Source organism: Thalassotalea nanhaiensis, assembly GCF_031583575.1.
Classification (GTDB): Bacteria; Pseudomonadota; Gammaproteobacteria; order Enterobacterales; family Alteromonadaceae; genus Thalassotalea_A; species Thalassotalea_A nanhaiensis.
The window spans coordinates 446,597-473,234 of sequence record NZ_CP134146.1 but is presented as its reverse complement, the minus strand read 5'-3'; the positions used below and the strand labels follow the sequence as shown (position 1 = coordinate 473,234).

Sequence of the window (26,638 nt, the reverse complement as noted above, 5' to 3'; positions counted from 1 at the left end):
TTTAAACTTTGTTATTTTTAAACTTTGTTATTTTTCGCTCTGGCATGCAGAGTGTCGATAGCTTCGCCTTGCATGATCTCACATCCTAATGCCGTCAATTGATTTACTTGTTCCCGCCCTGAAACGTCTGTTGCAATAACCGTTAAATCAAGCTCTTTAGCCATAACAATGATGCTTTTTATTACTTTAAGCCTGTCTTTATTTTGTGCTAATTCTTTGACTAATTCAGTCGGTATTTTACAAACTTTTACTCCTGAACCTGGTAGATATGCTAGTGATGACTGACTTTCGGTAAAGTTCTCAATTGCAATGGAAAAACCCAGTAATTGTAGGCTTGCTAAAATTGTATTACTCTCATTTGCAGCTTTAACGAGTAAATGATCGGTGATTTCAAACTCAATTAAGTTAGCGTTAAGTTCATTAGCCATTAAAAGTGTCATAACATTTTCAATAAAATTCGCTTTAAGTAGGCTGTATGTAGATATTTTTATTGCAACAGGATAGATTTCAACATTATCCTTTTTCCAAACTCCCAGCTGTTCGAATACCTTATAAATTATCCACATATCTAATTCTTTTGCTGTAGAATTATTTTCAGACAAGGTATCAATGTATTCGATTTTATTTTCAAAACTTTCGTCTTTTGAATCATAAATGCTAACCTCTAGTGCCCTAACGCTATTATCCAAAACATTAATTTGAGCGCTATAATTAAGCTTAAATCCATGATTTTTTAAAGTATGGTTAATTTTTTCGGCATATAACATCTTATTAAGAGCTTCGTTTATCATTGATTCTGAACAAAATGAAAAACAATTTCCTCCTTGAGATTTAGCGTCAAAGGTTGCGGCCTCAGCTTTAGATAATAACTTTTCCGCAGAATCACCATCTTTTGGAAATAGAGCGACTCCTGAAGATGCCGATATACTAAATTCTACACCGGCCATTTTCACAGGCAAAGCTATCTGTTCAAGAAGATAATTTATAGTCTCTTTTAATTCACTCAATGAATTTACAGCAAAAAATAATGCAAATTCTTTACTATTAAGATGAGAAATTGGCTGCAGTTCAGAATCTTTGGAAATCAATTCTCGCGCAGTAATAAATTTCTCTAGCTTATCTGCGACTATTTGTAATAACTTATCTCCATATTTTTTACCTAAGGCCTCATTAACTTTTTTAAACTTATCCAAATCAATCTTTACAACAGCCACATTCATGTCGCTATATTTTGATGTTTCAAGATAGTCTTCTAATTGTTTTAAAAAATTTTGCTTGTTAGGTAAACCAGTTAATGAATCATAATAAGCAAGATAACTTAGCCTATCTTCATTATTTTTATGTTCTTGATATATCATACTATTGCGCAGTATATATTTGATGCGATACGCCACTAATGTCCAGTTGATCGGTTTAGATAAAAAGTCCGTGCCACCACTTTCAAACGCCTGCTCAATAGAATCGGTATCATCCGCGCCTGTTACCATTAAAATAGGAACATCTTTACCATAAATACTTTCCCTTATTTCTTTACAAACTTCATAACCATTAGCATGCGGCATATTAATATCTAATAAAACAATGTCAGGATTAATTGCAAAGTATTGATTTATCGACTGCTTACCATCTTCTGCTTGATGAAATTCAAATCCTTGGCTTTCTAACACTTCGCGCATGATTAACAAATGAGTTGGATCATCATCACAAACAAGTACTTTTGCGTTATCGAAGTTATAATCATTTAAGCCTGACATTTATAGTTCCTATCTATATCCATAAAAATAGATATTTAAATTTTGTTTTTAGTGACTGCTGGTAACTCTGTTAATTTCTTGCAAACTGGTCACCCCCTGCAGTACTTTCATTAATCCCGATTGACGTAGTGTTTTAAACCCTTCTTGTATTGCTTGCTTTTCGATATCAAGTGACGTGCCTTCATTGTTAATAATCTTTGCTAATGATTTGGAAATATTCATTACTTCGTAAACACCTACACGTCCTTTATAACCTTCATTACAGTGCTCGCACCCTTTAGGACCGAATACAGTTACCGAACTCAGCCTTTCCTCGTTATAACCTAGCGTTCTTAATGAAGTTTTACCAAGAGGATCTTCTATTTTGCAATGCTCACATAATCGTCTAGCTAATCGTTGGGCAATGATTAAATTAACCGAGCTGGCAATATTATATGCCGCAACCCCCATATTTAATAACCGTGTTAGTGTTTCTGCTGCTGAATTGGTATGTAACGTTGATAAAACTAAATGGCCAGTTTGTGCGGCTTTTACCGAGATTTCTGCTGTTTCTAAATCTCGTATTTCACCAACCATTATTACATCTGGATCTTGGCGAAGGAACGCTTTTAAAGCAATAGAAAAGTCTAAGCCCGCCTTAAGGTTTATCTGTACTTGATTTACGCCTTTAAGGTTAATTTCAACAGGATCTTCTGCTGTTGAAATATTTCGTCCTACAGTATTTAGGATATTGAGTCCGGTATATAAAGATACCGTTTTACCAGAGCCGGTAGGGCCAGTAACTAAAATCATTCCTTGTGATTGATTCAATGCATTTAAAAACAACTCTTGTTGCTGTGCTTCGTAGCCAAGAACCTCTATACCCAATTTTGCACTCGAGGAATCTAGAATACGCATTACCACTTTTTCCCCCCACATAGTGGGTAGAGTTGAAACCCGAAAATCAATTGAGTGCTTTTTGGAAAGCTTGAGCTTTATTCTTCCATCTTGAGGCATACGCCGTTCAGCAATGTCTAATTTAGACATAACTTTTAACCGCGAAATAATTTGTTGCGATAAGTGTGCTGGCGGATTGGTAATTTCAATTAAAACACCATCTACTCTAAAGCGAATTCTAAATTCATCTTCATAAGGTTCAAAATGTAAATCAGATGCGCCTTTTTTAATTGCCTCTAATAAAATTTTATTCACAAAAATAACAATAGGGGCATCGCTATCAGTACTGTTACTTGGCTGTTCATCTACTTTTTCCTCAGCAACATCAATGTCACTAAGTTCATCAAGATCTATTTCACTAATACCAAGATTATTAACTTCCCCTTCGACAATTTTATTTATAATTTGCTTTAACTGAATGCTGTCAGTTAGCACCATTTCAGTGGTCAGGCCCGTATTAAATTGGATTTCCTCTAGAGCATCAAAATTTGTCGGATCAGAAACGGCCACATACAACACATTGCCTCGAGAAAATAATGGCAATGCGTCATGTTTTAGTAATAGTTTTTCATCGCGTATACCAGTTAAGATTGCATCGCAAGAATAATGTTGGAGATCAAAAAAAGGGCAACCAAAACTTTTAGATAGTACTTTCGCTAACGCATATGAATTAACACTCTTTTGAGTAACAAGGTAATCAACTATCGACATTTTTTGTTTTTGGCTATTACCAAAAACTTCTGCAATATGCTCTTTTTCAATTAAATCATTTCTTACCAAGGCAGATAGTAAGCTGGTTTTTCGGTGCAAATCTTTCATAATTATCTAACTGCTAAATTACATTAACTTCCTAGGCTAAAATTAATTTCTCCATCATTTCTCTTGTTGTTGTCAATGCGTTTTTCAGTTTGGGCGCAGGTATAGGCGGTGAAAAATAGAATCCTTGTGCTAACGAGACATCTAAGGCTTTTAATACCTGTATTTGTTGTTCGGTCTCAACTCCCTGAGCAATACAAATTATATTCAAGTCTTTACATAGCTGATTAATTGATTGATTAACGGCTTTAGTTTTAACACTTGTTATCATGTTTGCCGTGTATCTATTATCAATTTTCAATTCAGAAAATGGTATATTTAACAACTCATCTATATTACTGCTGCCATGTCCGAAGTTATCAATAGATAACGTAATAGAATTTAATTTTAGCTCAGTTAAGTTATATAACACATTTGCAGATAATGAAGATTTAGACTCCGTAACTTCAAGGGTTAATTGTCGTGCAGGATATGCAGATTCGCGTAATACTTGTAAAAGTTTTTCCGCAAAATCAACCTCCTGTAAGCTGCCATATTCAACATTTAAAGAAATACGATGCTCATCCAAGCCATGCGCTCTTAATAAGTGAATTGCTCTGGCCAATATCGATAAAGTATATTCCGTCATCATGCCAAACTTAGTTAGTGGCTGAATGAAGGTTTCTGGAAGCATTAATTGACCATCAAAGATAATACGACCTAAAATCTCTAAACCGTGTATTTCTCCGGTACGAATATTTACTTGCGGTTGAAAATATGGGTGAAAAGAGTTTTCATACTTAGCCCTTTGCAATTCATCTTTAGTCAAGAGGTTGTCAGCACAGCTTAATTTAGGATAGTTTATAAAGCTTTCTATTGAGTGAATAATCCCATTTATTTCATCCTCTATTACTGGTTTATTTAATATGTGGGTAAATTTCATCCCGAACTGCCCAATTAGCACCTTTATAGATTCCAACATAGCTTCAGGTAAGGCACTTACAACCACTAAGCCAAGAATGTATTCATTCTTTTTTAATTCTCTAAATAATGTTATGCCAGATCTATCGGGTAAATTTATATCAGAAAAAATGACCGTAGGTTCACTAGTTATCGCTAACTCCATCAAGCAATCGTCAACATTGGAAAAAGCGATAACATCAAAATCACCTGCTCGCTTTATCATTCTGCTTAAGAGTAAGCACTGAAAATTGTCGGCCTCAATAATGACTATTTTCATATGCACTCGCTCATAACAATTTCACCTTCAACTTTTTCAATAAGGGTATTAAGCAAATTCATTAAATTGTCATGTAACTGACCCACACCGGTCAGACTTTTAACTGCAATTTCTGATTCAAGTTCAATAATAGTATTTACTAAATTATGCAAATATAAATACCCAACACTGCCCTTCAACTGATGAAGGTAGATTAAATACATATATTCATCGTTATCGTTCAGTTCTAATTGCAGTTTCTGCACTAGCCCTTGGGCGTGAGTACAAAATATTTGGGCGATCTCCACCATTTCTTCAGGTTGTTCACAATATAACGCTCGAAAGTCGTCAAATTTTATAGACTCCACAGAGCACTCCTTGGCAAACTAAGTAATATAAATAGGCTGATATAATTTTTTGAGGAATTAACGCTCACTCTAAAGCTTCTTATAATATATTTAAGCGAGGACTTCACTACTTCATCAGTAACGGGAATGTAACAAGGGGAGGGAGTTCAGCGATTTATTGTCCCATCAGAAAATAAGGCGAAGTAGCCTACACCTATAACACGGTGTATTCTTTGAAAGCCGAAAGCAATCAATATAATTAATAAATTAAACCATACTTCCTATGATCATTTTATTAGGTAAGGTCTAACTATTTAAAATATTAAGAAAATACTTCATTAAAGGACAAACTTAAACGCTCCATGGCAGGTTGAACTCCTTAGGCCCTGAAACAAAAAAATCCCTCATTTTTCAATGAAGGATTTCTTTATAAATATAGCCTGGATACTGAACAACAATTCATGGCTGTTCAGTATAAATGCATCTTGTATTTAGTGAGCAGCAGCTTCTTCTGTAGCTGGTGCTGCAGGAGTAATGATGTCTAATAATTCAACTTCAAATACTAATGTTGCGTTACCTGGGATTGGGCCCGTACCGTTTGGTCCGTATGCAAGTTCTGAAGGGATAACAAACTTGTACTTAGAACCAACACTCATTAACTGAACACCTTCAGTCCAACCTTTAATTACACGGTTAAGTGGGAACTCAATTGGCTCACCACGATCAACAGAACTATCAAATGTAGTGCCGTCAATTAACTTACCAGTGTAATGTACTTTAACAGTATCAGTTGCAGTAGGTTTAGCACCTTCGGCAGCAGTTAATACTTGGTATTGTAAACCTGACTCAGTAGTTTGAACGCCTTCAACTTTAGCATTTTCTGCTAAAAAGTTTTTACCAGCATCTAAACTTTTCTCGTTTTCAATTGCTGCTTGAGCTTGTTTTTTCTCATTTACTTTTTGGTCTAATGCCATTAGAAGCTGCTGAATTTCTTCTTGCTCTAGTTGTGCATTACCATTTAAGCTTTCAGTAAAACCAGCCATTAATAGTTCTTTATCTAAAACAACACCAAACTTTTCTTGCTCAGTTAAGTTGTTATTCATATAAGTACCAATCGAAGCACCTAAAGCATAAGATTGTTTTTGATCTTCTGTTTCAAGTACAGCAGCTTTTTTCTCTGCTTCTTGGTTACAGCCCATTAATGCCATTACAGCTACTGCTACCAAAGTTGGTTTAACGATAAATTTCATTTTTTTCTCCAAAAATAAGTACCACATAAAAGGAGAAAACCCCTATTACATTAAGTTTAAATAATTAATAAGACATTATACTAGCGACAATTAAAGTAAAAACCTAGTCCCTAAAATGTACAAAAGTCTCAAAAAATATACTTAAGGATAAATATGGAGATGTTTTTCGACATTTAAAGTGTAAAATTTGATCTATTTAGTAATTAAACTTTAACGACAGTGATTATTTAGCGATAATGCTTGGATATATACCCGTTACAATTCAAAGTGCGGGATTTCTGTGGGAATTAAAAGTGGTTTAGGCAAGATATTAAATTTAGAGAATGGTTATTCCATTGTTAATTTTAATAACGCAGTATAAATCTATTTTAAACCCATCGAAGAAACGTTTGAGCATTCCCTTAGCTTCATTTTTATGAAACGACCGTAACCGTTTAAATGTACCTTGTATAAAGGCTGTTCAAACGCTCAGAAACCTGCATATTGATTGGTAATGGGTACTAATAAAGGCTTAATTATGACCACAGAGTTACAACAAATATCGGTATTACTAGACCGTGTTGATAATTTGGAAGCGAAAATCGCTTTTCAAGACGATATTATTGAACAACTCAATAATGAAATTACCGTTCACCATGAGCAACTTAGTGATCTAAATGAACAACTAAGGCTTATCGGCCAACGGGTAAAAGATATGAACACAACGGCTGTTGGGCGGGTAGAAGATGAAACCCCACCACCCCATTATTAAAAATTAAGGCGGTAATGTTTACGGCTTGAAAACGCCAATCACTTGTTCGTCGCTGCGAATTTCAGGTTCAACTTGCTCTGCAGGTTGAGTCATTTCCATATTACAGCTAACGCAGGTAACTTTTTCAACACCGTTCTCTTTGGTTAACGCCAAAGTATCCATAGCATTACATTTTGGGCAGGTAGCACCAGCAATAAATCGTTTTTTCATAAAATTAATTAACAGCTAAACTAAAGTTGCCATTTTACCTTTAAAATAACTTTAAATATAGCGAAGGATACTAACTTGATTCTGGCTTCAGAACTCGGTTTCGACCGAGGTTTAAAAACTTTAATAAAATCATCAAGCTTTACCATTCACCCTGGTCATAAAGTTGGCCTTGTTGGCGCCAATGGTTGTGGTAAATCTTCGCTATTTGCGGCCTTCCTTGGCCAACTGTCAATTGATAGCGGCATTTTGGATATGCCTAAAGCCTGGAAAATAGCTACCGTTAAGCAAGAAACACCTTCTTTAAGCCAAAGCGCCCTAGATTACGTGATGGATGGCGACATTGAATATCGCCAACTTGAAGCTCAGTTAGAACAAGCTCGCAATGCTGATGACGGCAACCAGGAAGCATATTTGCTTAACAAAATTGATGTTATCAATGGTTATAGTTTACCAGCAAGAGCAAGTGAATTACTGCACGGTTTAGGCTTTATGCAAGACCAGCTGAATAATAGCGTGAGCAGTTTTTCTGGTGGTTGGCGAATGCGTTTAAACTTAGCACAAGCACTGATTAGCAGAGCTGACTTATTATTACTCGATGAACCGACTAACCATTTAGATTTAGATGCGGTTTTATGGCTACAACGCTGGCTAAAACGTTTTGATGGCACCTTGGTTCTAATATCTCATGATCGCGACTTTCTTGATGATGTTATTGGTCAAATTTTGCATATAGAACATCAAAAAGCCAAAATATATTCAGGCAATTACACCAGTTTTGAACGCCAACGCGCCGAACAACTTGCACAACAAGATGCGATGTATCAAAAACAACAAAGAGAAGTAAAACACCTAACCTCATTTGTTGACCGGTTTCGCGCTAAAGCCACTAAAGCAAAACAAGCTCAATCAAGGCTAAAACGCCTAGAGAAATTACCTGATTTGATGCCTGCGCACGTAGACAGCCAATTTAGCTTTAGTTTTGATAACCCGGGTTATATGCCATATCCGCTCTTATCGTTAGAACAAACGGACTGTGGCTATTCAGAAGACGCTATTATTCTTAAAGATGTAACATTAAATTTAGTTCCAGGCAGTCGTATTGGTTTATTAGGCCGAAATGGTGCGGGTAAATCAACGCTGATTAAGTCATTGGCAGGTGAATTGAAACTGCAAAGTGGCACACGTTTTTGTGCGCAAGAATTAACAATTGGTTATTTCTCTCAACATCAGCTTGAACAATTGCGCATGGATGAAACCGCAATAAACCAAATAATGTTAGCGAAAACTGATTTTACCGAACTGCAAGCAAGAAACTATCTAGGCCGTTTTGGTTTTAGCGGTGAACAAGCGCTTAATGTAATTAATACCATGTCTGGTGGCGAAAAAGCTCGTTTGGTACTCGCACTTATCGTCCTTGAAAAACCACAATTACTACTTCTTGATGAACCAACTAACCACTTAGATTTAGAAATGCGACAAGCAATTGTATTAGCACTGCAAGAGTTTGCAGGAGCCATCATACTAATTGCCCATGACCGTTATTTATTAGAGTCTTGTGTTGACGAATTTTATATTGTTGGCAATGGCAAAGTAGACACCTTTGATGGCGACATTGATGATTACCAAAAATGGCTTGATGATGATAAAAAATCAGCACTGGCACAAACCAAATCTATTGATGTAAACCCTGAAAAAGTAGATAAAAAAGAACAACGTCGACAACAAGCAGAGCTCAGAAAACAAGCCGCGCCACTCAGAAAACAAGCTGATAAATTAGAGAAGCAAGTGGAGAAATGGCAAGTTGAGTTAGAAGCTATTGAAAATGAATTAGCTTTGCCAGAAACCTATGAGCAAGAAAATAAAGCCAGGTTAAGCGACTTAATGCTAAAACAAGGCAAAATTAAACCGCAACTTGAAAGTGCCGAAGAGCAATGGATGGAACTGGAAGAACAAATTGAAGAAATAATTAATGGGTAAGATAAGTCAGGTTACTCAATAACCTGACTTAGGCCCAAATCCTACATCTTTTTCACGTAGTCACTGATGATAACGATACGAGTGCCATTTACTCGGCCTTCAATATGTAACGGGTTTGATGTGAGGGATATATTGCGTACTGCAGTACCGCGTTTAGCAGTAAAGTTAGCGCCTTTTACCACTAAATCCTTGATAAGTACTACATTATCGCCACCTGCTAAAGCTGCTTTATTGTTATCTAATGTTGGCTCGTCGGCCTCTAATGCATCTCCAGCAGCAGAGTCTGCCCACTCACGTACATCGTCTTCAAGATAAATCATATCTAAAGCATCTTGCGCCCAACTTTCGCTATTCAAACGTTTAAGCATGCGGTATGCCATGACTTGCACTGCTGGAACTTGCGACCACATACTGTCATTTAAACAACGCCAATGATTAGTATCGTAGACGCCGTCGGTACTGTTTATTTGGCTGTCACAAGTACTACAAAACAAAATGCTTTTATCAGAATTAGGCTCTGCTACAGGTGGCACTTCATAAACTGAAAGGTTATCTTGCGAACCACAAAGTTCACACTTATCGCCACTGCGATCTTTTAAGGTTTGTTCAATAGACATTGTCTGATCCTAATTTTCTAATATGTTTTAACTACAGCTATTTCAGAGTCAGTAATAGCCTCGTTAATTTGGCGCGTATTATGCCATAAAAAACATCAAGACAAGTATAAGACAAAATTTTTCTTTATTTATTTACACTTTATAACTGAATTCTCATTTCCAATTTTTACAGTTCGCACTATGATTATTTTAAGCTGTTTAACTTTTTGGGAAAATATGAATTCATTACTTAAAAAATTAAGTCTAGGTATTACCGCATCAATATTATGTGTAGCTTGCCAAAGCAATGACATTGAAAAGGAACAGGAAACTGTCGTTCATACATTAACTGGACAAGTGTGGAATTTAACGACACTTGCAGGTGTTAAGGCAACATTAGGTGAAAACAATAAACCGGTAAGCATAGAGTTTTTAACTGAAAAGAATACTTATCGAGGCTACGGCGGTTGTAACAATTATTCAGGACGCTATGAATCTGAAGAGCATAACCTGGAAATTGGTCCTGCTAGAGCAACTCGTATGTTCTGTCAAAAGGGTTCAGAGCAAGAAAATAAATTGTTTAATGCCTTAAGCGCTGTCGATAACTATATAATTAGCGAAAAAACATTAACTGTTTCAGATGACTTAAATCAGGTTTTAGCCGTATTTACGACTAAATAAGCTCTATGTTCTCTACTCTTTTTTAGTTATAATTTTTCTAGAAAATATAGAGAGTCAAATGTTAAAAAACAGTTCATTCAAACCTGCTTGGTGGTTAAGTAATCGACACTTACAAACCATGGCTGCCAAAATTTTACGCCGTAATCAAACCATCGAAGTAATCAACGAAACTGTTGAATTACCCGATGGTGATTTTGTTGATCTTGCCTGGACTGAAGATCCAAATTTGCACCCTTTAAAGCCAATTGTTTATGTGCTTCATGGTCTAGAAGGTTCTATTAACAGCCATTATGCAAAAGGCATGATGGAAGCAATAAAAGACAAAGGCTGGATCGGATTATTAATGCACTTTCGAGGCTGCAGCGGACGCCCTAACCGTCAAGGTCCGTCATATCATAGTGGTGACACTTGGGACATCCATTATTGTACAGAGTATTTAAAAGAGCGATTTGCGAACAGGCCATTAGCCATATTAGGCTTTTCACTGGGTGGTAATGTATTGGCTAATTATTTAGCCGAAGATCCTAATAATCCATTTCGTTGTGCAGCAGTTATTTGCGCCCCACTACACTTGGCAAGCTGTAGTTCACAAATAGACCAAGGATTTTCGAAGGTGTACCAAAAATATCTGGTCGATATGTTGAAAGACAGTACTACTGAAAAAATAAGCCTTAAGCTTATTTCCCATATTGAACTTGCTGAATTAGATAAAATTAAAACACTTTACGACTTTGATCATAAAGTCACGGCGCCAATCAACGGTTTTGAAAGTGCTGAAGATTATTATGAAAAGGCCAGTGGCCTGTATCGACTTGATAAAATAACTAAACCAACTTTAGTTATTCATGCCATGGACGACCCATTTCTTTGCCATAAATATTTGGATGAAATTCCAGAAAATGGTCTAATTGATTTTGAAGTTAGTGATCACGGTGGCCATGTTGGCTTTATTAGTGGCAATAACCCCTTCAAACCACAATACTGGCTTGAGCATAGAGTATTAGACTTTATTGAAGAGAAATTTAGTGAATGATTATCGATATTGAACAAATTAGTAAAGAAGCATTAAATGCAATTATTGAAGACTATATATTACGAGAAGGCACTGATTACGGTGAGTCTGAATGTTCAATGGATGACAAAAAACAGCAAATAAAAGCTCAGTTAAGCAGTAAACAAATCGTTTTAGTGTATTCTGAGCTTCATGAAACGGTAAATATATTACCGTTTGAGCAATTTACTTCTCACGAGTAAACGTTAATACAAAACTCACCGGTACAGCATTACTAATGCTTGGTAGTGAAGCAACTTTTTGTAACTGTTGTACCCCTTCTTCTAAACCAAAATCTTTAGCGTTAATGATCACGGCTTTTATGCTAACGACCATTAACTTTGTTTCACTGACTTTGGTTACCCAAGTTGGAACTTGTACACTTTTTTTATTACCATTTAGCTCTAGACGCCCTTGCAGCATTAACTCTGAACTTTCACCTACCGCTAATTCATCTATAAATTTATTGCTTATATTGGCGGTCATAACCGCGCTTGGAAACAGATCAGTTTTGAACAGCATTTCCTTTAAACGCGTATCTCTAATTTCAATCGCGCTATCAACACTTGCCAGTGCAATTGTAACCTTAGCTTCACCATTAGTTTTGATCATTCCTTCAAGTACATCAAAGTGATGCGCTTCGGCAATATCAGCTTTTTTAATACTGACAAAACTAACAATCGATTGTTTATTATCTAACTGCCAAATAGCAAACGTAGGTAAACTGATGAACATGGTTAAAACTGAAATTAGGCTAATAAATGTTTTCATAATTGTCTCTTATTGAATTAATAATCGCGTTCGCATCGGTGTGGTTTGATGATATCTTGCCAATTAATTTGCTGATTGCCAATACCGTTAAAGTCAGGATTCATTAGACTTTCTCGCTTGTTATAGCTAAGAGCATTTAATTCGCTGTCTAAGATTGTACCGCCGGCTTCTTCTAAAATACATTGGCTGGCACCGGTATCCCACTCACCTGTTGGCCCTATTCTCAAATAACAATCGGTTATTCCTTCAGCTATCTGGCAACTTTTTAATGAACAACTACCTAACGGAATGTGGTTATATGCATAATCATCATTCAAATATTGCGCCATTACAGCAAGCTTTTGTCTACGGCTAACACCAACATTTATCGCACGTTTGCCATCATAGTCTGCAACGTTTATTTGCTTAGTACTATGCGTGTCTTGTTTAAATGCGCCTTTGCCTGTTTCGGCAAAATAGGTAACCTGATGAGCAGGCGCATGTATTACGCCAATTTTAGGCCAGCCATTTTCAACCAAGGCAACATTCACCGCAAAGTCACCACTACCTGCAATAAACTCTCCAGTACCGTCGATAGGATCTAATAACCAATATCGTGTCCAATGCTCTCTTTCAGCTAAGGGTAAATAAGTGCTTTCTTCTGAGATGATTGGTATATCCGGTGTTAACCGCGATAATTCGTCTTCCAATATTTTATTAGCGGCCAAGTCGGCACTTGTTACAGGCGACTCATCATCTTTAGTGAATTGTTCAAAATTACCTTCTTGGTAAAATCGCATCACCTCAACACCTGCTTTTTTGGCACTGGCAATAGCAATATCTAATAAGCTTTGGCTTATTGTCATTTGTTTCCCTTAAGTAAGTCTTTCACTAACATTAACGCTGAAATACTGCGAGCTTCAGTAAAATCAGGTTGTGCGAGTAAATTTTTATAATCACTGAGTTTCCAGTGCACAATTTGTAGTGGTTCAGGTTCGTCACCTTCAAGCGCACTTTCATAGAGTCCACTAGCCATAAATATTTCCATAGTGGCATTAAAAAACGCCGGAGCTAAACTAACTTTATGAACAAATGTTAGCTCTGTTGCCGCCATTTTAATTTCTTCTTGTAACTCTCTATTCGCTGCTTCAGAAGGCTCCTCACCAGCATCAATTAGGCCTTTTGGAAAACCTAATTGATATGAATGAGTGCCAGCACAATACTCTCTAATTAAAATAATAGTGTCTTCGTTCAGCAAAGGTACAATTAAAACAGCGCCTCTACCTGCGCCTTTTATTTTCTCATAAGTTCGCAGTTCATTATTACTAAACTTTAATTCAATTTGTTCAACTGTAACCAGTCGACTTTTTGCGACTTCTTTAGAAGCAAGTATCTCTGGTAATTTAAGTTTAGTTGATTTATCCACGTTTATTTACCTACAACAGAATTGGGAATTTAGAGTAATCGGGTCATACTTTTTTCATCAACATCTGAAAGACAATATGCAGATAATTTTTGAAAATAGTACTTTAACAAGCAGCAAATAATGCCTACCATAACTACATATGTTTACTGCTTTATTATATTGTCATTAATATACGCAATTAATCCGTTGTTTTACAGGAATAAATCCATGTTTGATTGGTCAAAAATTCATACCGTGTTGCTTGACATGGATGGTACCTTACTTGATTTACATTTTGATAATCATTTTTGGATGGAACATCTTCCCAAAAGATACGCAAACCATGCACAAATTAGCTTAGAGCAAGCACATGTTTATCTAAAGTCGCGTTATGAACAAGTTGAAGGCACAATATCTTGGTATTGTTTAGACTATTGGGCCGAACAAATTCAGATGCCAATCACTGAGCTAAAAAGAGAAGTACAGCATTTAATCAAACTTAGAGACGATGCCCATGACTTTTTAGTGGCATTAAAAAATTCAGGCCGTGAAGTAATACTGGTTACTAACGCACATCCCGACAGTTTATCGTTAAAAATTGAACGCACACAATTGCATGAGTATTTTGATCAGCTTATCTCTTGCCATCAATTTGGGGTAACAAAGGAATCGCAATTATTATGGCAGCGATTACAGCAACATATTGGCTTTGACAATGAAAACACCTTATTTGTCGATGACAGTATTAATATTCTTGATTCAGCCAAAAATTTTGGCATAAAACATTTACTGGCTGTCGCTAACCCAGACAGTAAACAAGCGAATAGAGAAATAACTGAATATCCGGCAATTACCGACTACAGTGTTTTATTAAACGATATTAAAAACCCTTTCCAGAGCTGAGCTTGCATGATTAAAAAACACAAACAGAAGACCGTATCATTAGTTCTTGGCAGCGGCGGCGCTAAAGGCTTAACCCATATAGGTGTAATTCGTTGGCTAGAAGAACACAATTATAAAATTGAATCCATTTCAGGTAGTTCAATTGGCGCATTGGTTGGCGGTATATATGCTGCAGGTCAGTTAGACGTTTATGAAAAGTGGGTACGCGCAATATCTAAGTTCGACCTAATGGTACTCATGGATATTTCATGGGATAAAGGTGGCTTTATCAAAGGCGACAAGATCATAAACTCATTAGAAAAACTTGTTGGCCAACAAAACATCGAAGATTTACCAATAAACTTTACCGCGATAACCACAGATATTGATAAAGAAAAAGAAATTTGGATAAATAAAGGCGATTTATTTACCGCCATAAGAGCATCTATATCCATTCCTATGATTTTTACTCCTTATACCTATAAAGGTAAACGAGTTATTGACGGTGGTATATTAAACCCAGTGCCGATTGCACCAACCTTTGTCGATGATACCGACTTAACCATAGCCGTTAATTTAGGTGGCGCTACGGAATATCCGAAAGGCAAACCTGGTAACGTAAAAATGATGCGCGAAATAAGCGCCTCACCATTTAAAAAGAAAATTCATCGCTTTGTTGCCAGCCTCACCAAAAACAAACCTAGGGAGCGTCATAACTGGGATGCATATGATGTTGCCAACCACGCTATTGATGCGATGCAAAGTCAAATAGCAAGACATCGTTTAGCTGCATCACCACCTAATGTATTAATCGAAATACCTAGAAATGCTTGTGGTACTATGGAGTTTAGTAAAGCGAATGAAATGATAGCATTGGGATACGAAAGAGCTGAACAAGCTATGTCTTTACACTCAACATAAAGTAATGCCCTAAATAATTAGGGCAATGTTATGTTAAAACTGGTAATTAACTTCTACGCGGTGATTACCATCACTTATATCAACATTCTCTGACCAGTTTGCAAAATAACGGATATTCATTCGAGGAGTCATTTGATAAGACGCTGCGAACTCATGAGTTAAAACTGCGTCATTCCCTTCCATACCAGAGTCTTTATAATTATCTGAGCCTGATAATGTCTTAGAATAAAACGGATTATAGTTTAACCAAATTTTATCGGTTATTGTGATTTTTGAATACATACCAATAGTTGCGTAAGTTCCCATCACTGAATAACCACTATCAGTTGTTCCATCATCTTCTATCACATTATTACCAAACGCCACACCAGCTCCCGCAAGAGGGAAAAACTGGAACATGCCCATTTTAGGCAATGCCTGCATTAAGTTATAGCCTGCTGAGCCTGTTTCAGAATCGACATTGTAGGTCATATCGATTTGCGTACCACGACCATTAACGGTGTTTAGTTCAAAGTTGCGAAAACGAAATGAGTCAATTGAGTTATCTTTTGCATGATTGTTATCCCAACCAAGGGTTTCACCGGCAACACCCATTATTTCCAGTACATTCATGCCCATTTTTGTTGGATCACCAGTATCATATGATTCACCATATTTAAAATTTAAGCCTTTGTTGGTAACACCGACACCACCTTGTGTATAAACAGCGGTTGGATCGGACATGTCCTGTACATCTTCGTCAGTGTCTGTCTCTGCAAAACTGGTAGTACTGAGCAGAAGTAATGATGTAGCGATAGAAGGTCGAAATATATTAGCCATCAATAAACCTTAGTAACATTATTAATAAGGTTAGATTTTACAAGCTAAATATTGCTAGAGATAATTACATAGACCGATTACCTATATACGTTTAAAGCATAATTAAGCTGCTAGCATATAAATAAGCGTAAAGAGTGAGGTTCGAACTAGGGAAGCTCCCTAGTCCGATATATGATGTTAGTTACGAGTTGGGATGTTCGCTAACACTGCCATTAATAATTTCCAGTATTCTGCAACAGTTGCAATTTCTACTTTCTCATCAGGCGAATGTGGAAATTTAATAGTAGGGCCAATAGATACCATATCTAAATGTGGGTATTCAGTTTTAAATAAGCCACATTCTAAACCAGCATGAATCACCATAATTTCAGGTACTTTATTAAAGTTCTGTTGATAAGTATCACGAACAATATTCATAATTTCTGAATTGGTACTTGGTTTCCAGCCAGGGTATGCGCCAGAAAACTCTACTTTAGCTCCCGCTAAGGTAAATACTGACTCAACCATTTCTTCGGTTTCCATGCGGCCATCATCATGAAGACTACGAATTAAACACAAGGCAACAAATTTAGGACCTTTACAACGTAATACGCCTAAGTTTAACGAGGTTTCAACAACCCCCTCAATATCATCACTCATTCTAACAACACCATTAACACAACCATTTAGTGCTAATAAGATTTTGTTTTGACAAGCTTTAGTCCACATTTGATCAAATGTTTCAGGTTGAATAAGCAACATAGAAATATCAGGTTCAACAACATGCAAATTTGCTCTAATAGTAGATAGGTAAAGACCAAAGGCAGTTTTTAATGTTTCAACATTTTCACTAGCAACCACAAAGCTGGCATTAGCTTCGCGTGGAATGGCATTACGTAAACTGCCACCATTCAGTTCAGTTAACTGAATACCAAACTCTCTGCTGGCTTGTAATAAAAAGCGTACCAACAGTTTATTGGCATTAGCACGCCCGGTATGAATATCAACACCTGAATGACCACCTTTTAACCCAGAAATAGACAAGTTAAATGATTCAAACCCAGCCGGCACTGCTTCGTTTTCAAGGGTAAAAGTTGCACTGGCATCTACACCGCCGGCACAGCCCATGTATACCTCACCTTCTTGTTCGGAGTCGGTATTAATTAAAATTTCACCGTCTAACCAACCAGCTTCTAATCCAAATGCGCCGCTCATTCCTGCTTCTTCATCAATAGTAACCAGAAGCTCTAAAGGACCATGAGCTATATCATCACTGGCAAGTACTGCCATAGCAGAAGATAAGCCAATGCCGTTATCTGCGCCTAGTGTTGTACCTTGAGCAGTTACCCATTCCCCATCAATGTAAGGACGAATAGGATCAGTTAAAAAATCATGCTTAGTATCACTATTTTTTTGTGGCACCATATCCATGTGTGCTTGTAATATAACGCCTTTTCGGTTTTCCATGCCTTGTGTGGCACTCTTTTTAATAAATAGATTACCAACCGCGTCTTCTTTTACGCTTAAGTTATGTTCTTTGGCCCATTGTTGGATCCAAAGCGATATTTTTTGCTCATGTTTTGACGGATGTGGAATGCTACAAATGTTGGCAAAAATTTGCCATAAACTGCTTGGGGATAATTGGCTTAAATCAGACATGTGTTTCTCTTAAATAAAAGTGACTGACTATGTGTTCATAGCCAGCCATTAGTGCTTGGTATTAGTATAGTTGAGTGTAGGTTTTTAATACCAGTTCGCGTAATGATTTGATCAAATGAGAATGATATATAAAGTTTTAGAACAACTGAAATTTTAAATAGATAGTTATTCATATCTTTTTTGAAATTTCAGGAAGTTATCAAGCTTTATCTACATTCCCGAAGGGTAACTCATATGTTGTTTATATGAGTTACTCAATGAGTAGATCATTATACGGATTGGTATATCTAGCAACCTGACATTAAAAATTGCCATTGTTCGGCAAAGCTATCACTTGGCTTTTTCTCAAAGCCAGAACGAACATATTGGCTAATTTTACCTTCACAGAAGGCAAGAATAATATTCGCTAAAGCAAGTTCATTAATTGGCAAGCCTTTACCTTCGCGTAGCTTACGCTCACGTAAAATTTGCTTAAACTGTGTTTCAAGTTTTTCAAATAACTGATGCACTCGAACTCGTAATCGTTCATTTTCACCAACCAATGCATCACCCGCTAATATACGGCTCATGCCAGGGTTGCGCTCAGCAAATACCAAGATAACGTGGGTAATATGATGACAACGCACCATAGTTTCTTTTTGATCGGCAAGAATTAAATTGATACGAGAAAATAAAGATTCTTCAATATATTCTATCAAGCCTTCAAACATACGTGCTTTAGAAGGGAAATGACGGTACAACGCCGCTTCTGAAAAGCCAACTTCACCGGCTAATTTTGCTGTTGTGATCCGCTGTCCTGGGCTTGTCTCTAACATATGAGCAAGACATTCTAAAATTTGTTGTTTACGATTTGGTTTTTTATTATCTGACATATTTTTATTTTTCTTTACTTAAAGTTTCTACTATTAATTACCGGTATGACCAAAGCCGCCAAGACCCCGTCTAGTGGACTCAAAACTATTTACTATTTCAAATTCAGCTTGTACAACCGGCAAAAATACTAATTGGGCAATTCTATCGCCCGGAGTGATCGTATAGCTTTTTTGACTTCTATTCCAACAAGATACCATTAATGGCCCTTGATAATCAGAATCAATTAAACCAACTAAGTTACCTAAGACTATACCGTGTTTATGGCCCAAACCTGAACGTGGCAATATAGTGGCGCACAATTTTGGGTCTTCAATAAACACCGAAATTCCGGTTGGAATTAATTGCGTTTCACCGGGCTCTACTACCAACTCTGTTCCCATACAGGCGCACAAGTCAATGCCCGCTGATCCTAACGTGGCATAATCTGGTAATGGAAACTCATTACCAATTCGATGGTCCAAAATTTTTAGCTTTATCGGCTTCTTATCAAGGTCGTTAATCATTTTGCATCCTGTCATTGATTAAAACTACTAATTGCTCAGCAAGTTGTTTTTTATCCGTTAGTGGTAAATCTTTGTTGCCGCTGTGCCAATACACTTTTAAGGCATTATCGTCACTGTTAAAACCTTGTCCTTGTTTAGCCACATCATTTGCTGCAATCATGTCTAAATTTTTACGAACCAGCTTACCTTTAGCATACTGTTCAACATCTTGTGTTTCAGCAGCAAACCCTACGGTAAACGGTTTCTTTGCCAAAGCCGCCACACTGGCAACAATGTCTGGATTCTTAACCAGCGCAATACTCATTGCATCATTGGTGCTGGTTTTCTTTATTTTATGTTCACTTACTTGCGCTACTTTATAATCGGCAACCGCTGCACAGGCAATAAACACATCAGCACTTGCGGCTTGGTCTATAGCTGCTTGGTGCATATCTTCTGCGCTTTGCACGTCAATACGGTTACAGTTAGATGGCGTAGATAAATTTACCGGACCGGCAATTAGTGTAACAGTTGCGCCAAAGCTTTGAGCGGCACTGGCGATTGAAAAGCCCATTTTTCCCGATGAATGATTCGAGATATAACGCACAGGGTCAATTGCTTCTCTTGTAGGACCTGCAGTGATTACCCAATGCTGACCTGCTAAAGATTGATTCGAGTTAAAGTGTTTAACGCAATATTCAACAATATCATCAGGCTCGATCATACGGCCATAGCCCACATCACCGCAAGCTTGCTCGCCTGCGCCTGGCCCCCAAACATGAATGCCACGACGTTTGATAACCGCCATGTTTTCTTGAGTCGCAACAGCGTGCCACATTTGTTGATTCATCGCTGGTGCTACCGCAATAGGTGCTGCTGTAGCTAAACAAATAGTAGCAAGTAAATCATCGGCCATACCTGCACTTAATCTGGCGATGGTATTCGCCGTTGCCGGAGCAATTAAAATTAAATCCGCCCACTTTGCCAGTTCAATATGGCCCATTGCCGCTTCAGCAGCAGGATCAAGTAAACTGTCAGCTACAGGGTTACCCGACACAGCTTGAAGTGTTAATGGTGTTATAAATGCTTTACCACCATTGGTAATCACCACTCTTACGTTGGCACCTTGATCTTTTAAGCGTCTTACTAACTCAGCACTTTTGTACGCGGCTATTCCACCGGTAACGCCTAAAACGATATTTTTATTCTGTAAAAACATCTACACCTGCTAATATTATTAATTACTTATATATAGCTATATAAGTAATGCTATTTATTAATTGCGATAAGATAACACGTAATGGATAGTAGATTAAATACTATTAGTGAGTATTTACATACATTTATAAATAGTAAATATCGTTTTATTTATTTCAACTCAGTTATAACAGCGCAAATTGCAAGGAAGCAGTTTTATGTTAAAAGATTGGCCCATTCAAGAACGCCCCCGTGAAAAATTATTATCTTTAGGTGCTCAGAGTTTAAGTGATGCTGAATTATTGGCTATTTTTCTGCGTACCGGTGTAAAAGGATATGACGTGGTAGAAATGTCTCGCCACTTATTAAAGCACTTTGGTAGTTTACATAATGTATTTGCCAGCGACTGTGATAGTTTCTGTCAGCAATATGGTTTAGGCAAAGCCAAATATGTGCAATTACAAGCTTGCTTGGAAATGTCGAGAAGGTATTTAGCGTCTAAAATAACGAAAGGAAAAGGCTTAACATCATCTAGCCAAACAAAAGATTATTTAATCTCTGAACTAAAACACGAACCCCATGAAGTGTTCGCTATTTTATTTTTAGATAACCAACACAATATTATTTGTTTTAAAAAATTGTTTTTTGGCACCATAGATGCAGCAACAGTTTATCCAAGAGTAGTGGTTGAAAGTGCCTTAAAGTTTAAATCTGCTGCTATCATTTTATCGCACAACCACCCTTCAGGTATCGCAGAACCAAGCTTAGCCGATAAACAAATCACCCAAAGGTTAATAAAAGCACTAGCATTGGTCGATATTAGAGTGCTTGATCACATAATAATTGCTGGCCACCTCACTTGTTCGTTAGCCGAGCGCGGAGACATGTAGCAACGTTTTTGGCTGAATATTGTCAAAATGGATGTTTTTTAACCCATTAGTGAAAATTAATTGTATAAAAACGTAATTTAGTTTGGGATCTCGCAGAAAAATCAGTATAATCGCGCCCATTACAAACAACAGCTTAATTTGTAGCCGATAAAGCTTGATCATTTGAAAAGACGTATATATAATTTGCGACCTTTTTCAGGATCCCGTGGCGACGGCCTTGGGATTTAAACAAGCTCGAGCTGAAATATTTTTTGGAGTGACTCACATGTCTAAGATTTGCCAAGTAACAGGCAAGAAACCGATGGTAGGTAACAACCGTTCTCACGCGTTGAATTCTACTCGTCGTCGTTTTTTACCAAACCTACAAACTCACCGTTTTTGGGTAGAAAGTGAAAACCGTTTTGTAAAATTACGTTTAACACCGAAAGGTATGCGTATTATCGATAAGAATGGTATTGATTCTGTATTAGCAGATATCCGTGCCCGTGGCGAAAAGATCTAAGGAACTGAATCATGCGCGATAAAATCCGTTTAGTTTCATCTGCAGGTACTGGTCATTTTTATACTACTGATAAGAATAAAAAGACTATGCCAGAAAAGATGGAAATCAAAAAGTTTGATCCGAAAGCTCGCAAGCACGTGATCTACAAAGAAGCTAAAATCAAGTAATTGATAATCTTCTAATAAAAAACCTAGCTACTAGCTAGGTTTTTTTTTGCTTAAATTTTATTAAGACTAAATTAATACAGGGTACAGCGATAACACCAATAACGAGGCCATAGTTATATTAAATGCTTTTAAGCGGCTATGGTTGGTCAATATTCTTTGCATTTGTTTACCAAGCATTACCCAACTACTCACCGACGGTAAATTAATTAATCCAAAAATTAGCGAAACTAATATCACTGCTTGTAGGCTTTGAGTTGGCGCATATATACTGATTGCAGTAAGTGCCATGGTCCATGCTTTCGGGTTAACCCACTGAAATAATGCGGCCTGTATGAATGTCATTGGTGTAGAATTTACTTTTTCATCATCTACCGGCGAACTAGAACCTGCAATTTTATACGCTAAATATAATAAGTAACCAACACTGGCAACTTTTAAGATGTCGTAGCTCAGCGGAAATTGGTCAAAAATTTGAATAATGCCAATACCAACTAAAAACACCATTAACGTAAAGCCAATTCCTACTCCTAATGCGTGTGGTATTGTGCGCTTAAAACCAAAATTCGCGCCAGAAGCCATTAACATTAAATTATTTGGTCCTGGGGTCACCGAAGATGCAAAGGCAAACATTACCAAAGCAGGGATTGTATCGTAGCTCATCACACTAATTTCCTTATCTTTCACTGTAAAACAATAATACGCCTTTCATTATGAAATTAATGTGCTATTTTCAACATACAAACATCAAAGTGCACAATAAATGATGAAAAAAGACAGATATAACGAACAGATATTGCAAGCATTAAGAATAGATGGTCGAATTTCTAATTTAGAATTAGCCGACAAAGTTGGTCTATCTCCTTCAGCGTGCTTACGTCGTGTGCAAGAATTAGAGCGCACAGGGGTAATTAAAGGTTATCGTGCAGTGTTTGATAATGAACTGCTCGGCAATGGTTTCATCGCCTATGTTACGGTTGGTTTAGGTGAGCATACCAAAGGCTCACAAGAAGCCTTTGAACAAGCCATTATTAAAGCTGATGAAGTACGGGAGTGTCATAACGTCACAGGTACATTCGAATACATCTTGCGAGTAGAAACTGAAAACCTTAAAACCTATAAAACCTTTCATACCGACGTACTTGGTACCCTACCACAAGTCACAACCATTTCAACTCATGTAGTTATGGATTCACCTAAAGACGAAAGAGCTTAAAAAGAAGAGGAAATAGAAAAACTATATTGCGCCAATTGCGGAAGTAGAAAAAATACTCCGTCATCCCCCACGAGTGGAACGAGATGAGGAACCTCCTTCAGTGATACTGAGGGTCCGCTAAGTGCCAATAGCGGTCATTCAGAATTAGTATACTGAATAACAATCATGCTGAGAAGCAGCGTTTAATATGACCCAGGTTTAGGCTCAGTTAGCCGCTTTTTTATGCTAGGAAGAAATATGGCTAAAACAAAAAAAATAATAGCATTCCCCAATCCTACGCGAGTTAAGTATTTTCTCGCTTTCGCTGAAGAATTCTTTTGCCCTTGGCCATTTAATAGAATCCTTGACTTAAGAAAGTCATAATCTTTCAGTTGTTCTTCAGATAACGAATCAAGTTTGATGTAACTACTCTCGATAGCTGAAAAAGCCATAGGGGTAGACATTTTTGTTATGATGCCGCCAAGATGGCCTAGACCAACAAAAACCAGACATGTAAATCCCCACAAAGCCATTATTATTCTAAGCCGATTCATCAACTTCATTATCTTATCGTCCTTATGGCTTTATGTGGCCGACCGCTCTGAGCGATCATCAGCTATGACATTGTCATATGCTGCAAAGTACCAAAATACAATGGAGGCTGGGACACCAATAAATACAGCATGAAATAGCGCTTCAGTAACACCCAACAACGGATGTGACGAACTGGTAAATATTGCCGCTAGTCCGAAACTAGGAATCATCGCTAAGGCAATGTACCAACCGACATGATTTTTATTATGTCGACTTAAAATAGCATGAATCGGAATTGCCCATACAATAACTACGAAGCCAGAAATGATGGCAGCTATTACGCCAAATAAAATTGCAGGATCTCGAAGATCACTTTCTCTTGGTGAGTCTGTTAACCCAAATATTAAATAGCTAATTGTCACAAAAACTAAAACAAAAAATACAGTCATAATTGACGCAATGAAGGTATCTATAACTTTATCGAACATTAATTTTCCTAAGTATAATTGCGTCCGCTGTTCGCTCATTACAGCCCGTGGGCTCATTGATAACAAGCAGTAATGACAAGAAACCCTGAATTAATAAAAAAAGGGATTCCTACCAAACACAGAGCTTTAAATAAAAAATACTTTTTAAATTCAGAAATATTAGCTTCTATAACATCAAACTTTCTAAGTTGCCAAGTTGAGAACATAATGAAGAGTTCAAACCGTGTCATTTGATGTTGTTTTGCAATTGGTATTATAGCCTTTTCTACTCTTAAAAAGATGAGTATCAAAATAAATCCAACACCTAATGAAAAGTAAATAGTCTCCATTGGGTTAGCACATAAATATTCCATATTTAGTCTTTTATCTACGTCCGTTGCTCGCTCATTTCAGTCCGTGGTGAACTTACTTACAACCACAAGTAACAATCCAACAACCAATGCGTGCAACCTGTATGCTGACCACGATATTGAGTCGCCACTAACTGATTTTATATATTCGTTTTCGTTCGAGCTTTGAAACATATCAACAGGAAGGAAATCTACCACATACATTACGATACCGTACGCCATTAGTACCAAGCTTAAAATTAATAATATTTTGCTCAATTTTATCTTTCCTTGACTGTCTCTTGTTCGCTCTAAACAGACCTTAACCTTTTTAAGATTCTTTTCAATAGTAAATATTGAAATATCAATAAACCTAAAGCTAAGGGGGGCATTAATAATACTTCAGAACCATGCACTAAATTACCGTGTTCTATTATTGAGATGAATGCTAGTGAACATAAATATAAAATAAAGAGACCGACAATAGAAAAAGGAAGGAGAATAATCAATACAGCCCATAGCTTTCCACGATTTTTATACTGCTCAAAGTGTTCTTGACCAGCTTTACTCATTTATGAAAACCAAAGGGATATCATTTTTTAAAAATAACCTGTCACCATTACATACACTGTTGACTAGACCGTGCACAAGAAAAACAGCCATACAGCCAACACCGCTCTCATATTGATATCGAGCTTCGGCTTTAGTTATTTCATCACCTTCTATCAAAAAAGTAATTTTCTCAAATCCATCGTCCAGAAACACAGGAATCGGTATAACAACAAACAAAGCAAAAAATCCTTTATCCAATTCTTTGAAATGATATGTCCATTCTTCTGACATGCCTTTCACAACTTTGGTGTTTGGCTCTCCCCACTTTTTTATTAACTCAGAAGGATTCAGACTTTTACCACTCTCAAGTAAATAGCCTTTATTTGATGACACAATGGGTGCTTGTATAGTAGATGTGTTAGCTTTAAACGAAGTATAACTTAGCCCAACACACCCTGTCAGTGTGCTAATAATTATTAGCATCATTGGTAATAGTTTCATTTAATCCTTTAACCCAACTAGTTTTTATCTATTTCCGCTTATCGCCCTTTCAGACTACTTAGCCTAAATATTTGTCCTTAGACAATAACACCATAATCATTGAATTTTCAATCAATTAGCCTATGCAAAATTCCCGGCTAAAATTATTTATTTTATTTTAACCCCTTTTCCTTTACTGAATCGTTTTATTACTAAGGCAGTGATAATAACAACGGATTTGTTATTTGCTGGTGGTGATCACTACTTTTTTAAACCATTAAAGTAGGAAATATTATGATAAAAGTAATCAATATAACATTAGTGTCTATGGCTGTTTGTTTTGGCCTGTTTGCCTTTATGGCGTCATTAGTTACTAACAAAAGCACACCTGAAACTGTTCCGTTTGAGACGCAAATTGTTGAATTTGTGCAACCGAAAAAGGATAGTAAGGTGCAAGTTAAGACAAACATATTACCCCCACCACCACAACCTAAAATAGTGAAGCTTGAAAACACAAAAATGGATCCTGCAGACAATAATGATTCGGTGATAAAAGTAGAAGTTCCAGGTATTAACATTGCAAAACAAACTATCGATGACTTTGATGTGGCAGGTCATAGAGATAATGAAGCAAGACCTATTGTGAGGGTAGCCCCTAAATATCCAATACCTGCTATGAGAGATGGTAAGCAAGGTTGGGTACAACTTGCTTTTAGTATTGATGAAGTTGGTCGCGTAAAAAATATTAAAGTTTTAGCATCTGAACCTAAAAGAATATTTAATAAAGCCGCAATTCAAGCGCTTAAGAAATGGAAATATAAAGCGAGAATGGTATCTGGCAAACCGATAGAGCAGCACAATTTAACAGTACAACTTGATTTTAAAATAGAGCAAGAAGACAGTTAAATAAAAAAATAGTTGGTAAATCTGCATAGCGATAATATGGTATTAAAAACAGTTCATATAATCG

General features: G+C 36.8%; 33 protein-coding genes. 12 read left to right on the top strand and 21 right to left on the bottom strand.

The features are described from left to right. Nucleotides 1–17: 17 nt before the first annotated feature. The 5 genes from RI845_RS02240 to fkpA all read right to left on the bottom strand — a co-directional run bounded on the left by RI845_RS02240 (nucleotide 18) and on the right by fkpA (nucleotide 6,301). Entirely contained in the window at nucleotides 18–1,754 is a 1,737-nt protein-coding gene (locus RI845_RS02240; protein WP_348388139.1) for a two-component system response regulator, read from the bottom strand. Between the two features lie 48 nt (nucleotides 1,755–1,802). Next, nucleotides 1,803–3,509, bottom strand: coding sequence for a type IV-A pilus assembly ATPase PilB (gene pilB, locus RI845_RS02235; protein ID WP_348388138.1), 1,707 nt, complete (start codon nucleotides 3,507–3,509; stop codon nucleotides 1,803–1,805). 31 nt (nucleotides 3,510–3,540) lie between these two features. Next, complete coding sequence (locus tag RI845_RS02230; RefSeq protein WP_348388137.1) at nucleotides 3,541–4,725, bottom strand: EAL domain-containing response regulator; 1,185 nt, start codon at nucleotides 4,723–4,725, stop codon at nucleotides 3,541–3,543. Then, complete coding sequence (locus tag RI845_RS02225; protein ID WP_348388136.1) at nucleotides 4,722–5,072, bottom strand: Hpt domain-containing protein; 351 nt, start codon at nucleotides 5,070–5,072, stop codon at nucleotides 4,722–4,724. Before RI845_RS02225 ends, RI845_RS02230 begins: the two co-directional genes overlap by 4 nt. Nucleotides 5,073–5,542: 470 nt before the next feature. Then, nucleotides 5,543–6,301 (bottom strand): FKBP-type peptidyl-prolyl cis-trans isomerase, encoded by a 759-nt coding sequence (fkpA, locus tag RI845_RS02220; protein ID WP_348388135.1) that lies wholly within the window; start codon nucleotides 6,299–6,301, stop codon nucleotides 5,543–5,545. 517 nt (nucleotides 6,302–6,818) lie between these two features. Between fkpA and RI845_RS02215 the strand changes: the two genes are divergently transcribed. Beyond that, on the top strand, nucleotides 6,819–7,052 hold the full coding sequence (locus RI845_RS02215) for a SlyX family protein (protein ID WP_348388134.1): 234 nt from the start codon (nucleotides 6,819–6,821) through the stop codon (nucleotides 7,050–7,052). Nucleotides 7,053–7,070: 18 nt separating this feature from the next. On the opposite strand, the gene RI845_RS02210 is transcribed toward RI845_RS02215, so the two are convergent. Beyond that, nucleotides 7,071–7,262, bottom strand: coding sequence for a YheV family putative zinc ribbon protein (locus tag RI845_RS02210; protein WP_348388133.1), 192 nt, complete (start codon nucleotides 7,260–7,262; stop codon nucleotides 7,071–7,073). 75 nt (nucleotides 7,263–7,337) lie between these two features. On the opposite strand from RI845_RS02210, the gene RI845_RS02205 reads away from it, so the two are divergent. Continuing rightward, on the top strand, nucleotides 7,338–9,239 hold the full coding sequence (locus tag RI845_RS02205) for an ATP-binding cassette domain-containing protein (RefSeq protein WP_348388132.1): 1,902 nt from the start codon (nucleotides 7,338–7,340) through the stop codon (nucleotides 9,237–9,239). A gap of 41 nt (nucleotides 9,240–9,280) precedes the next feature. Here the strand turns inward: RI845_RS02205 and RI845_RS02200 are convergent, their stop codons facing one another. After that, the gene (locus tag RI845_RS02200) at nucleotides 9,281–9,856 is read right to left on the bottom strand and encodes a PhnA domain-containing protein (RefSeq protein WP_348388131.1); all 576 of its coding nucleotides are present in this window, start codon (nucleotides 9,854–9,856) and stop codon (nucleotides 9,281–9,283) included. A 216-nt stretch (nucleotides 9,857–10,072) separates the two neighbouring features. Here RI845_RS02200 and RI845_RS02195 point away from each other — a divergent pair, with 216 nt between their 5' ends. Genes RI845_RS02195 through RI845_RS02185 form a run of 3 tightly spaced genes read left to right on the top strand, consistent with a single transcriptional unit; the run spans nucleotide 10,073 to nucleotide 11,770 of the window. After that, a complete protein-coding gene (locus RI845_RS02195) occupies nucleotides 10,073–10,516 on the top strand; it encodes an META domain-containing protein (RefSeq protein ID WP_348388130.1) in 444 nt (147 codons plus the stop codon). A gap of 58 nt (nucleotides 10,517–10,574) precedes the next feature. Then, nucleotides 10,575–11,549: a hydrolase gene (locus tag RI845_RS02190; protein WP_348388129.1), complete on the top strand. Its 975-nt coding sequence runs from the start codon at nucleotides 10,575–10,577 to the stop codon at nucleotides 11,547–11,549. Next, the gene (locus RI845_RS02185) at nucleotides 11,546–11,770 is read left to right on the top strand and encodes a YheU family protein (protein ID WP_348388128.1); all 225 of its coding nucleotides are present in this window, start codon (nucleotides 11,546–11,548) and stop codon (nucleotides 11,768–11,770) included. Before RI845_RS02190 ends, RI845_RS02185 begins: the two co-directional genes overlap by 4 nt. On the opposite strand, the gene RI845_RS02180 is transcribed toward RI845_RS02185, so the two are convergent. The 3 genes from RI845_RS02180 to nudE are packed head-to-tail and all read right to left on the bottom strand — an operon-like array spanning nucleotide 11,754 to nucleotide 13,743. Further along, nucleotides 11,754–12,338 carry a YceI family protein gene (locus RI845_RS02180; protein WP_348388127.1) on the bottom strand — a complete coding sequence of 195 codons (585 nt, stop codon included), beginning with the start codon at nucleotides 12,336–12,338 and terminating at the stop codon, nucleotides 11,754–11,756. The genes RI845_RS02185 and RI845_RS02180 overlap by 17 nt on opposite strands. A gap of 17 nt (nucleotides 12,339–12,355) precedes the next feature. After that, nucleotides 12,356–13,183, bottom strand: coding sequence for a 3'(2'),5'-bisphosphate nucleotidase CysQ (gene cysQ / locus RI845_RS02175; protein WP_348388126.1), 828 nt, complete (start codon nucleotides 13,181–13,183; stop codon nucleotides 12,356–12,358). Continuing rightward, on the bottom strand, nucleotides 13,180–13,743 hold the full coding sequence (nudE, locus tag RI845_RS02170) for an ADP compounds hydrolase NudE (RefSeq protein WP_348388125.1): 564 nt from the start codon (nucleotides 13,741–13,743) through the stop codon (nucleotides 13,180–13,182). Before nudE ends, cysQ begins: the two co-directional genes overlap by 4 nt. Nucleotides 13,744–13,950: 207 nt before the next feature. Here nudE and yrfG point away from each other — a divergent pair, with 207 nt between their 5' ends. Together yrfG and RI845_RS02160 are read left to right on the top strand one after the other, a co-directional pair. After that, nucleotides 13,951–14,625: a GMP/IMP nucleotidase gene (gene yrfG / locus RI845_RS02165; RefSeq protein WP_348388124.1), complete on the top strand. Its 675-nt coding sequence runs from the start codon at nucleotides 13,951–13,953 to the stop codon at nucleotides 14,623–14,625. 6 nt (nucleotides 14,626–14,631) lie between these two features. Continuing rightward, a complete protein-coding gene (locus RI845_RS02160; protein ID WP_348388123.1) occupies nucleotides 14,632–15,525 on the top strand; it encodes a patatin-like phospholipase family protein in 894 nt (297 codons plus the stop codon). Nucleotides 15,526–15,558: 33 nt separating this feature from the next. On the opposite strand, the gene RI845_RS02155 is transcribed toward RI845_RS02160, so the two are convergent. The 5 genes from RI845_RS02155 to coaBC all read right to left on the bottom strand — a co-directional run bounded on the left by RI845_RS02155 (nucleotide 15,559) and on the right by coaBC (nucleotide 20,556). Further along, nucleotides 15,559–16,344, bottom strand: coding sequence for a hypothetical protein (locus RI845_RS02155; protein ID WP_348388122.1), 786 nt, complete (start codon nucleotides 16,342–16,344; stop codon nucleotides 15,559–15,561). A 177-nt stretch (nucleotides 16,345–16,521) separates the two neighbouring features. Then, nucleotides 16,522–17,982: an aminoacyl-histidine dipeptidase gene (locus tag RI845_RS02150; protein ID WP_348388121.1), complete on the bottom strand. Its 1,461-nt coding sequence runs from the start codon at nucleotides 17,980–17,982 to the stop codon at nucleotides 16,522–16,524. 287 nt (nucleotides 17,983–18,269) lie between these two features. Continuing rightward, entirely contained in the window at nucleotides 18,270–18,854 is a 585-nt protein-coding gene (gene slmA / locus RI845_RS02145; protein WP_348388120.1) for a nucleoid occlusion factor SlmA, read from the bottom strand. Between the two features lie 33 nt (nucleotides 18,855–18,887). After that, nucleotides 18,888–19,358, bottom strand: a complete 471-nt coding sequence (gene dut / locus RI845_RS02140; protein ID WP_348388119.1) for a dUTP diphosphatase — start codon at nucleotides 19,356–19,358, stop codon at nucleotides 18,888–18,890. Continuing rightward, nucleotides 19,351–20,556 carry a bifunctional phosphopantothenoylcysteine decarboxylase/phosphopantothenate--cysteine ligase CoaBC gene (coaBC, locus tag RI845_RS02135; protein WP_348388118.1) on the bottom strand — a complete coding sequence of 402 codons (1,206 nt, stop codon included), beginning with the start codon at nucleotides 20,554–20,556 and terminating at the stop codon, nucleotides 19,351–19,353. Before coaBC ends, dut begins: the two co-directional genes overlap by 8 nt. Nucleotides 20,557–20,752: 196 nt before the next feature. Between coaBC and radC the strand changes: the two genes are divergently transcribed. The 3 genes from radC (at nucleotide 20,753) to rpmG (ending at nucleotide 22,093) form a co-directional block, all read left to right on the top strand. Then, nucleotides 20,753–21,424, top strand: coding sequence for a RadC family protein (gene radC, locus RI845_RS02130; protein ID WP_348388117.1), 672 nt, complete (start codon nucleotides 20,753–20,755; stop codon nucleotides 21,422–21,424). Between the two features lie 265 nt (nucleotides 21,425–21,689). Then, nucleotides 21,690–21,926, top strand: a complete 237-nt coding sequence (gene rpmB / locus RI845_RS02125) for a 50S ribosomal protein L28 (protein WP_348388116.1) — start codon at nucleotides 21,690–21,692, stop codon at nucleotides 21,924–21,926. An 11-nt stretch (nucleotides 21,927–21,937) separates the two neighbouring features. Beyond that, a complete protein-coding gene (gene rpmG / locus RI845_RS02120) occupies nucleotides 21,938–22,093 on the top strand; it encodes a 50S ribosomal protein L33 (protein ID WP_033078277.1) in 156 nt (51 codons plus the stop codon). Between the two features lie 66 nt (nucleotides 22,094–22,159). Here the strand turns inward: rpmG and RI845_RS02115 are convergent, their stop codons facing one another. Continuing rightward, nucleotides 22,160–22,753, bottom strand: coding sequence for a LysE family translocator (locus RI845_RS02115; protein WP_348388115.1), 594 nt, complete (start codon nucleotides 22,751–22,753; stop codon nucleotides 22,160–22,162). A gap of 100 nt (nucleotides 22,754–22,853) precedes the next feature. On the opposite strand from RI845_RS02115, the gene RI845_RS02110 reads away from it, so the two are divergent. Continuing rightward, nucleotides 22,854–23,306 carry an Lrp/AsnC family transcriptional regulator gene (locus RI845_RS02110; RefSeq protein ID WP_348388114.1) on the top strand — a complete coding sequence of 151 codons (453 nt, stop codon included), beginning with the start codon at nucleotides 22,854–22,856 and terminating at the stop codon, nucleotides 23,304–23,306. A gap of 182 nt (nucleotides 23,307–23,488) precedes the next feature. On the opposite strand, the gene RI845_RS02105 is transcribed toward RI845_RS02110, so the two are convergent. The 5 genes from RI845_RS02105 to RI845_RS02085 all read right to left on the bottom strand — a co-directional run bounded on the left by RI845_RS02105 (nucleotide 23,489) and on the right by RI845_RS02085 (nucleotide 25,689). Next, the gene (locus RI845_RS02105; protein WP_348388113.1) at nucleotides 23,489–23,848 is read right to left on the bottom strand and encodes a hypothetical protein; all 360 of its coding nucleotides are present in this window, start codon (nucleotides 23,846–23,848) and stop codon (nucleotides 23,489–23,491) included. Nucleotides 23,849–23,869: 21 nt separating this feature from the next. Beyond that, complete coding sequence (locus RI845_RS02100; RefSeq protein WP_348388112.1) at nucleotides 23,870–24,307, bottom strand: hypothetical protein; 438 nt, start codon at nucleotides 24,305–24,307, stop codon at nucleotides 23,870–23,872. A gap of 53 nt (nucleotides 24,308–24,360) precedes the next feature. Continuing rightward, entirely contained in the window at nucleotides 24,361–24,660 is a 300-nt protein-coding gene (locus RI845_RS02095; RefSeq protein WP_348388111.1) for a hypothetical protein, read from the bottom strand. Nucleotides 24,661–24,696: 36 nt separating this feature from the next. Continuing rightward, nucleotides 24,697–24,915 (bottom strand): hypothetical protein, encoded by a 219-nt coding sequence (locus RI845_RS02090; RefSeq protein WP_348388110.1) that lies wholly within the window; start codon nucleotides 24,913–24,915, stop codon nucleotides 24,697–24,699. Nucleotides 24,916–25,200: 285 nt separating this feature from the next. Beyond that, on the bottom strand, nucleotides 25,201–25,689 hold the full coding sequence (locus RI845_RS02085) for a hypothetical protein (RefSeq protein ID WP_348388109.1): 489 nt from the start codon (nucleotides 25,687–25,689) through the stop codon (nucleotides 25,201–25,203). Nucleotides 25,690–25,962: 273 nt separating this feature from the next. Between RI845_RS02085 and RI845_RS02080 the strand changes: the two genes are divergently transcribed. Continuing rightward, nucleotides 25,963–26,574: an energy transducer TonB gene (locus RI845_RS02080; RefSeq protein WP_348388108.1), complete on the top strand. Its 612-nt coding sequence runs from the start codon at nucleotides 25,963–25,965 to the stop codon at nucleotides 26,572–26,574. Nucleotides 26,575–26,638 lie beyond the last annotated feature (64 nt).

Coding starts and splice junctions, on each gene's coding strand:
- RI845_RS02190 (WP_348388129.1), top strand. CDS start 10,575: ATGTTAAAAAACAGTTCATTCAAACCTGCTTGGTGGTTAAGTAATCGA.
- slmA (WP_348388120.1), bottom strand. CDS start 18,854: ATGTCAGATAATAAAAAACCAAATCGTAAACAACAAATTTTAGAATGT.
- RI845_RS02160 (WP_348388123.1), top strand. CDS start 14,632: ATGATTAAAAAACACAAACAGAAGACCGTATCATTAGTTCTTGGCAGC.
- RI845_RS02080 (WP_348388108.1), top strand. CDS start 25,963: ATGATAAAAGTAATCAATATAACATTAGTGTCTATGGCTGTTTGTTTT.
- RI845_RS02210 (WP_348388133.1), bottom strand. CDS start 7,262: ATGAAAAAACGATTTATTGCTGGTGCTACCTGCCCAAAATGTAATGCT.
- pilB (WP_348388138.1), bottom strand. CDS start 3,509: ATGAAAGATTTGCACCGAAAAACCAGCTTACTATCTGCCTTGGTAAGA.
- RI845_RS02200 (WP_348388131.1), bottom strand. CDS start 9,856: ATGTCTATTGAACAAACCTTAAAAGATCGCAGTGGCGATAAGTGTGAA.
- RI845_RS02105 (WP_348388113.1), bottom strand. CDS start 23,848: ATGAAGTTGATGAATCGGCTTAGAATAATAATGGCTTTGTGGGGATTT.
- yrfG (WP_348388124.1), top strand. CDS start 13,951: ATGTTTGATTGGTCAAAAATTCATACCGTGTTGCTTGACATGGATGGT.
- RI845_RS02215 (WP_348388134.1), top strand. CDS start 6,819: ATGACCACAGAGTTACAACAAATATCGGTATTACTAGACCGTGTTGAT.
- RI845_RS02155 (WP_348388122.1), bottom strand. CDS start 16,344: ATGGCTAATATATTTCGACCTTCTATCGCTACATCATTACTTCTGCTC.
- RI845_RS02085 (WP_348388109.1), bottom strand. CDS start 25,689: ATGAAACTATTACCAATGATGCTAATAATTATTAGCACACTGACAGGG.
- dut (WP_348388119.1), bottom strand. CDS start 19,358: ATGATTAACGACCTTGATAAGAAGCCGATAAAGCTAAAAATTTTGGAC.
- RI845_RS02185 (WP_348388128.1), top strand. CDS start 11,546: ATGATTATCGATATTGAACAAATTAGTAAAGAAGCATTAAATGCAATT.
- RI845_RS02150 (WP_348388121.1), bottom strand. CDS start 17,982: ATGTCTGATTTAAGCCAATTATCCCCAAGCAGTTTATGGCAAATTTTT.
- rpmB (WP_348388116.1), top strand. CDS start 21,690: ATGTCTAAGATTTGCCAAGTAACAGGCAAGAAACCGATGGTAGGTAAC.
- RI845_RS02110 (WP_348388114.1), top strand. CDS start 22,854: ATGATGAAAAAAGACAGATATAACGAACAGATATTGCAAGCATTAAGA.
- RI845_RS02115 (WP_348388115.1), bottom strand. CDS start 22,753: ATGAGCTACGATACAATCCCTGCTTTGGTAATGTTTGCCTTTGCATCT.
- fkpA (WP_348388135.1), bottom strand. CDS start 6,301: ATGAAATTTATCGTTAAACCAACTTTGGTAGCAGTAGCTGTAATGGCA.
- RI845_RS02100 (WP_348388112.1), bottom strand. CDS start 24,307: ATGTTCGATAAAGTTATAGATACCTTCATTGCGTCAATTATGACTGTA.
- coaBC (WP_348388118.1), bottom strand. CDS start 20,556: ATGTTTTTACAGAATAAAAATATCGTTTTAGGCGTTACCGGTGGAATA.
- cysQ (WP_348388126.1), bottom strand. CDS start 13,183: ATGACAATAAGCCAAAGCTTATTAGATATTGCTATTGCCAGTGCCAAA.
- rpmG (WP_033078277.1), top strand. CDS start 21,938: ATGCGCGATAAAATCCGTTTAGTTTCATCTGCAGGTACTGGTCATTTT.
- RI845_RS02240 (WP_348388139.1), bottom strand. CDS start 1,754: ATGTCAGGCTTAAATGATTATAACTTCGATAACGCAAAAGTACTTGTT.
- RI845_RS02195 (WP_348388130.1), top strand. CDS start 10,073: ATGAATTCATTACTTAAAAAATTAAGTCTAGGTATTACCGCATCAATA.
- RI845_RS02095 (WP_348388111.1), bottom strand. CDS start 24,660: ATGGAATATTTATGTGCTAACCCAATGGAGACTATTTACTTTTCATTA.
- radC (WP_348388117.1), top strand. CDS start 20,753: ATGTTAAAAGATTGGCCCATTCAAGAACGCCCCCGTGAAAAATTATTA.
- RI845_RS02180 (WP_348388127.1), bottom strand. CDS start 12,338: ATGAAAACATTTATTAGCCTAATTTCAGTTTTAACCATGTTCATCAGT.
- RI845_RS02230 (WP_348388137.1), bottom strand. CDS start 4,725: ATGAAAATAGTCATTATTGAGGCCGACAATTTTCAGTGCTTACTCTTA.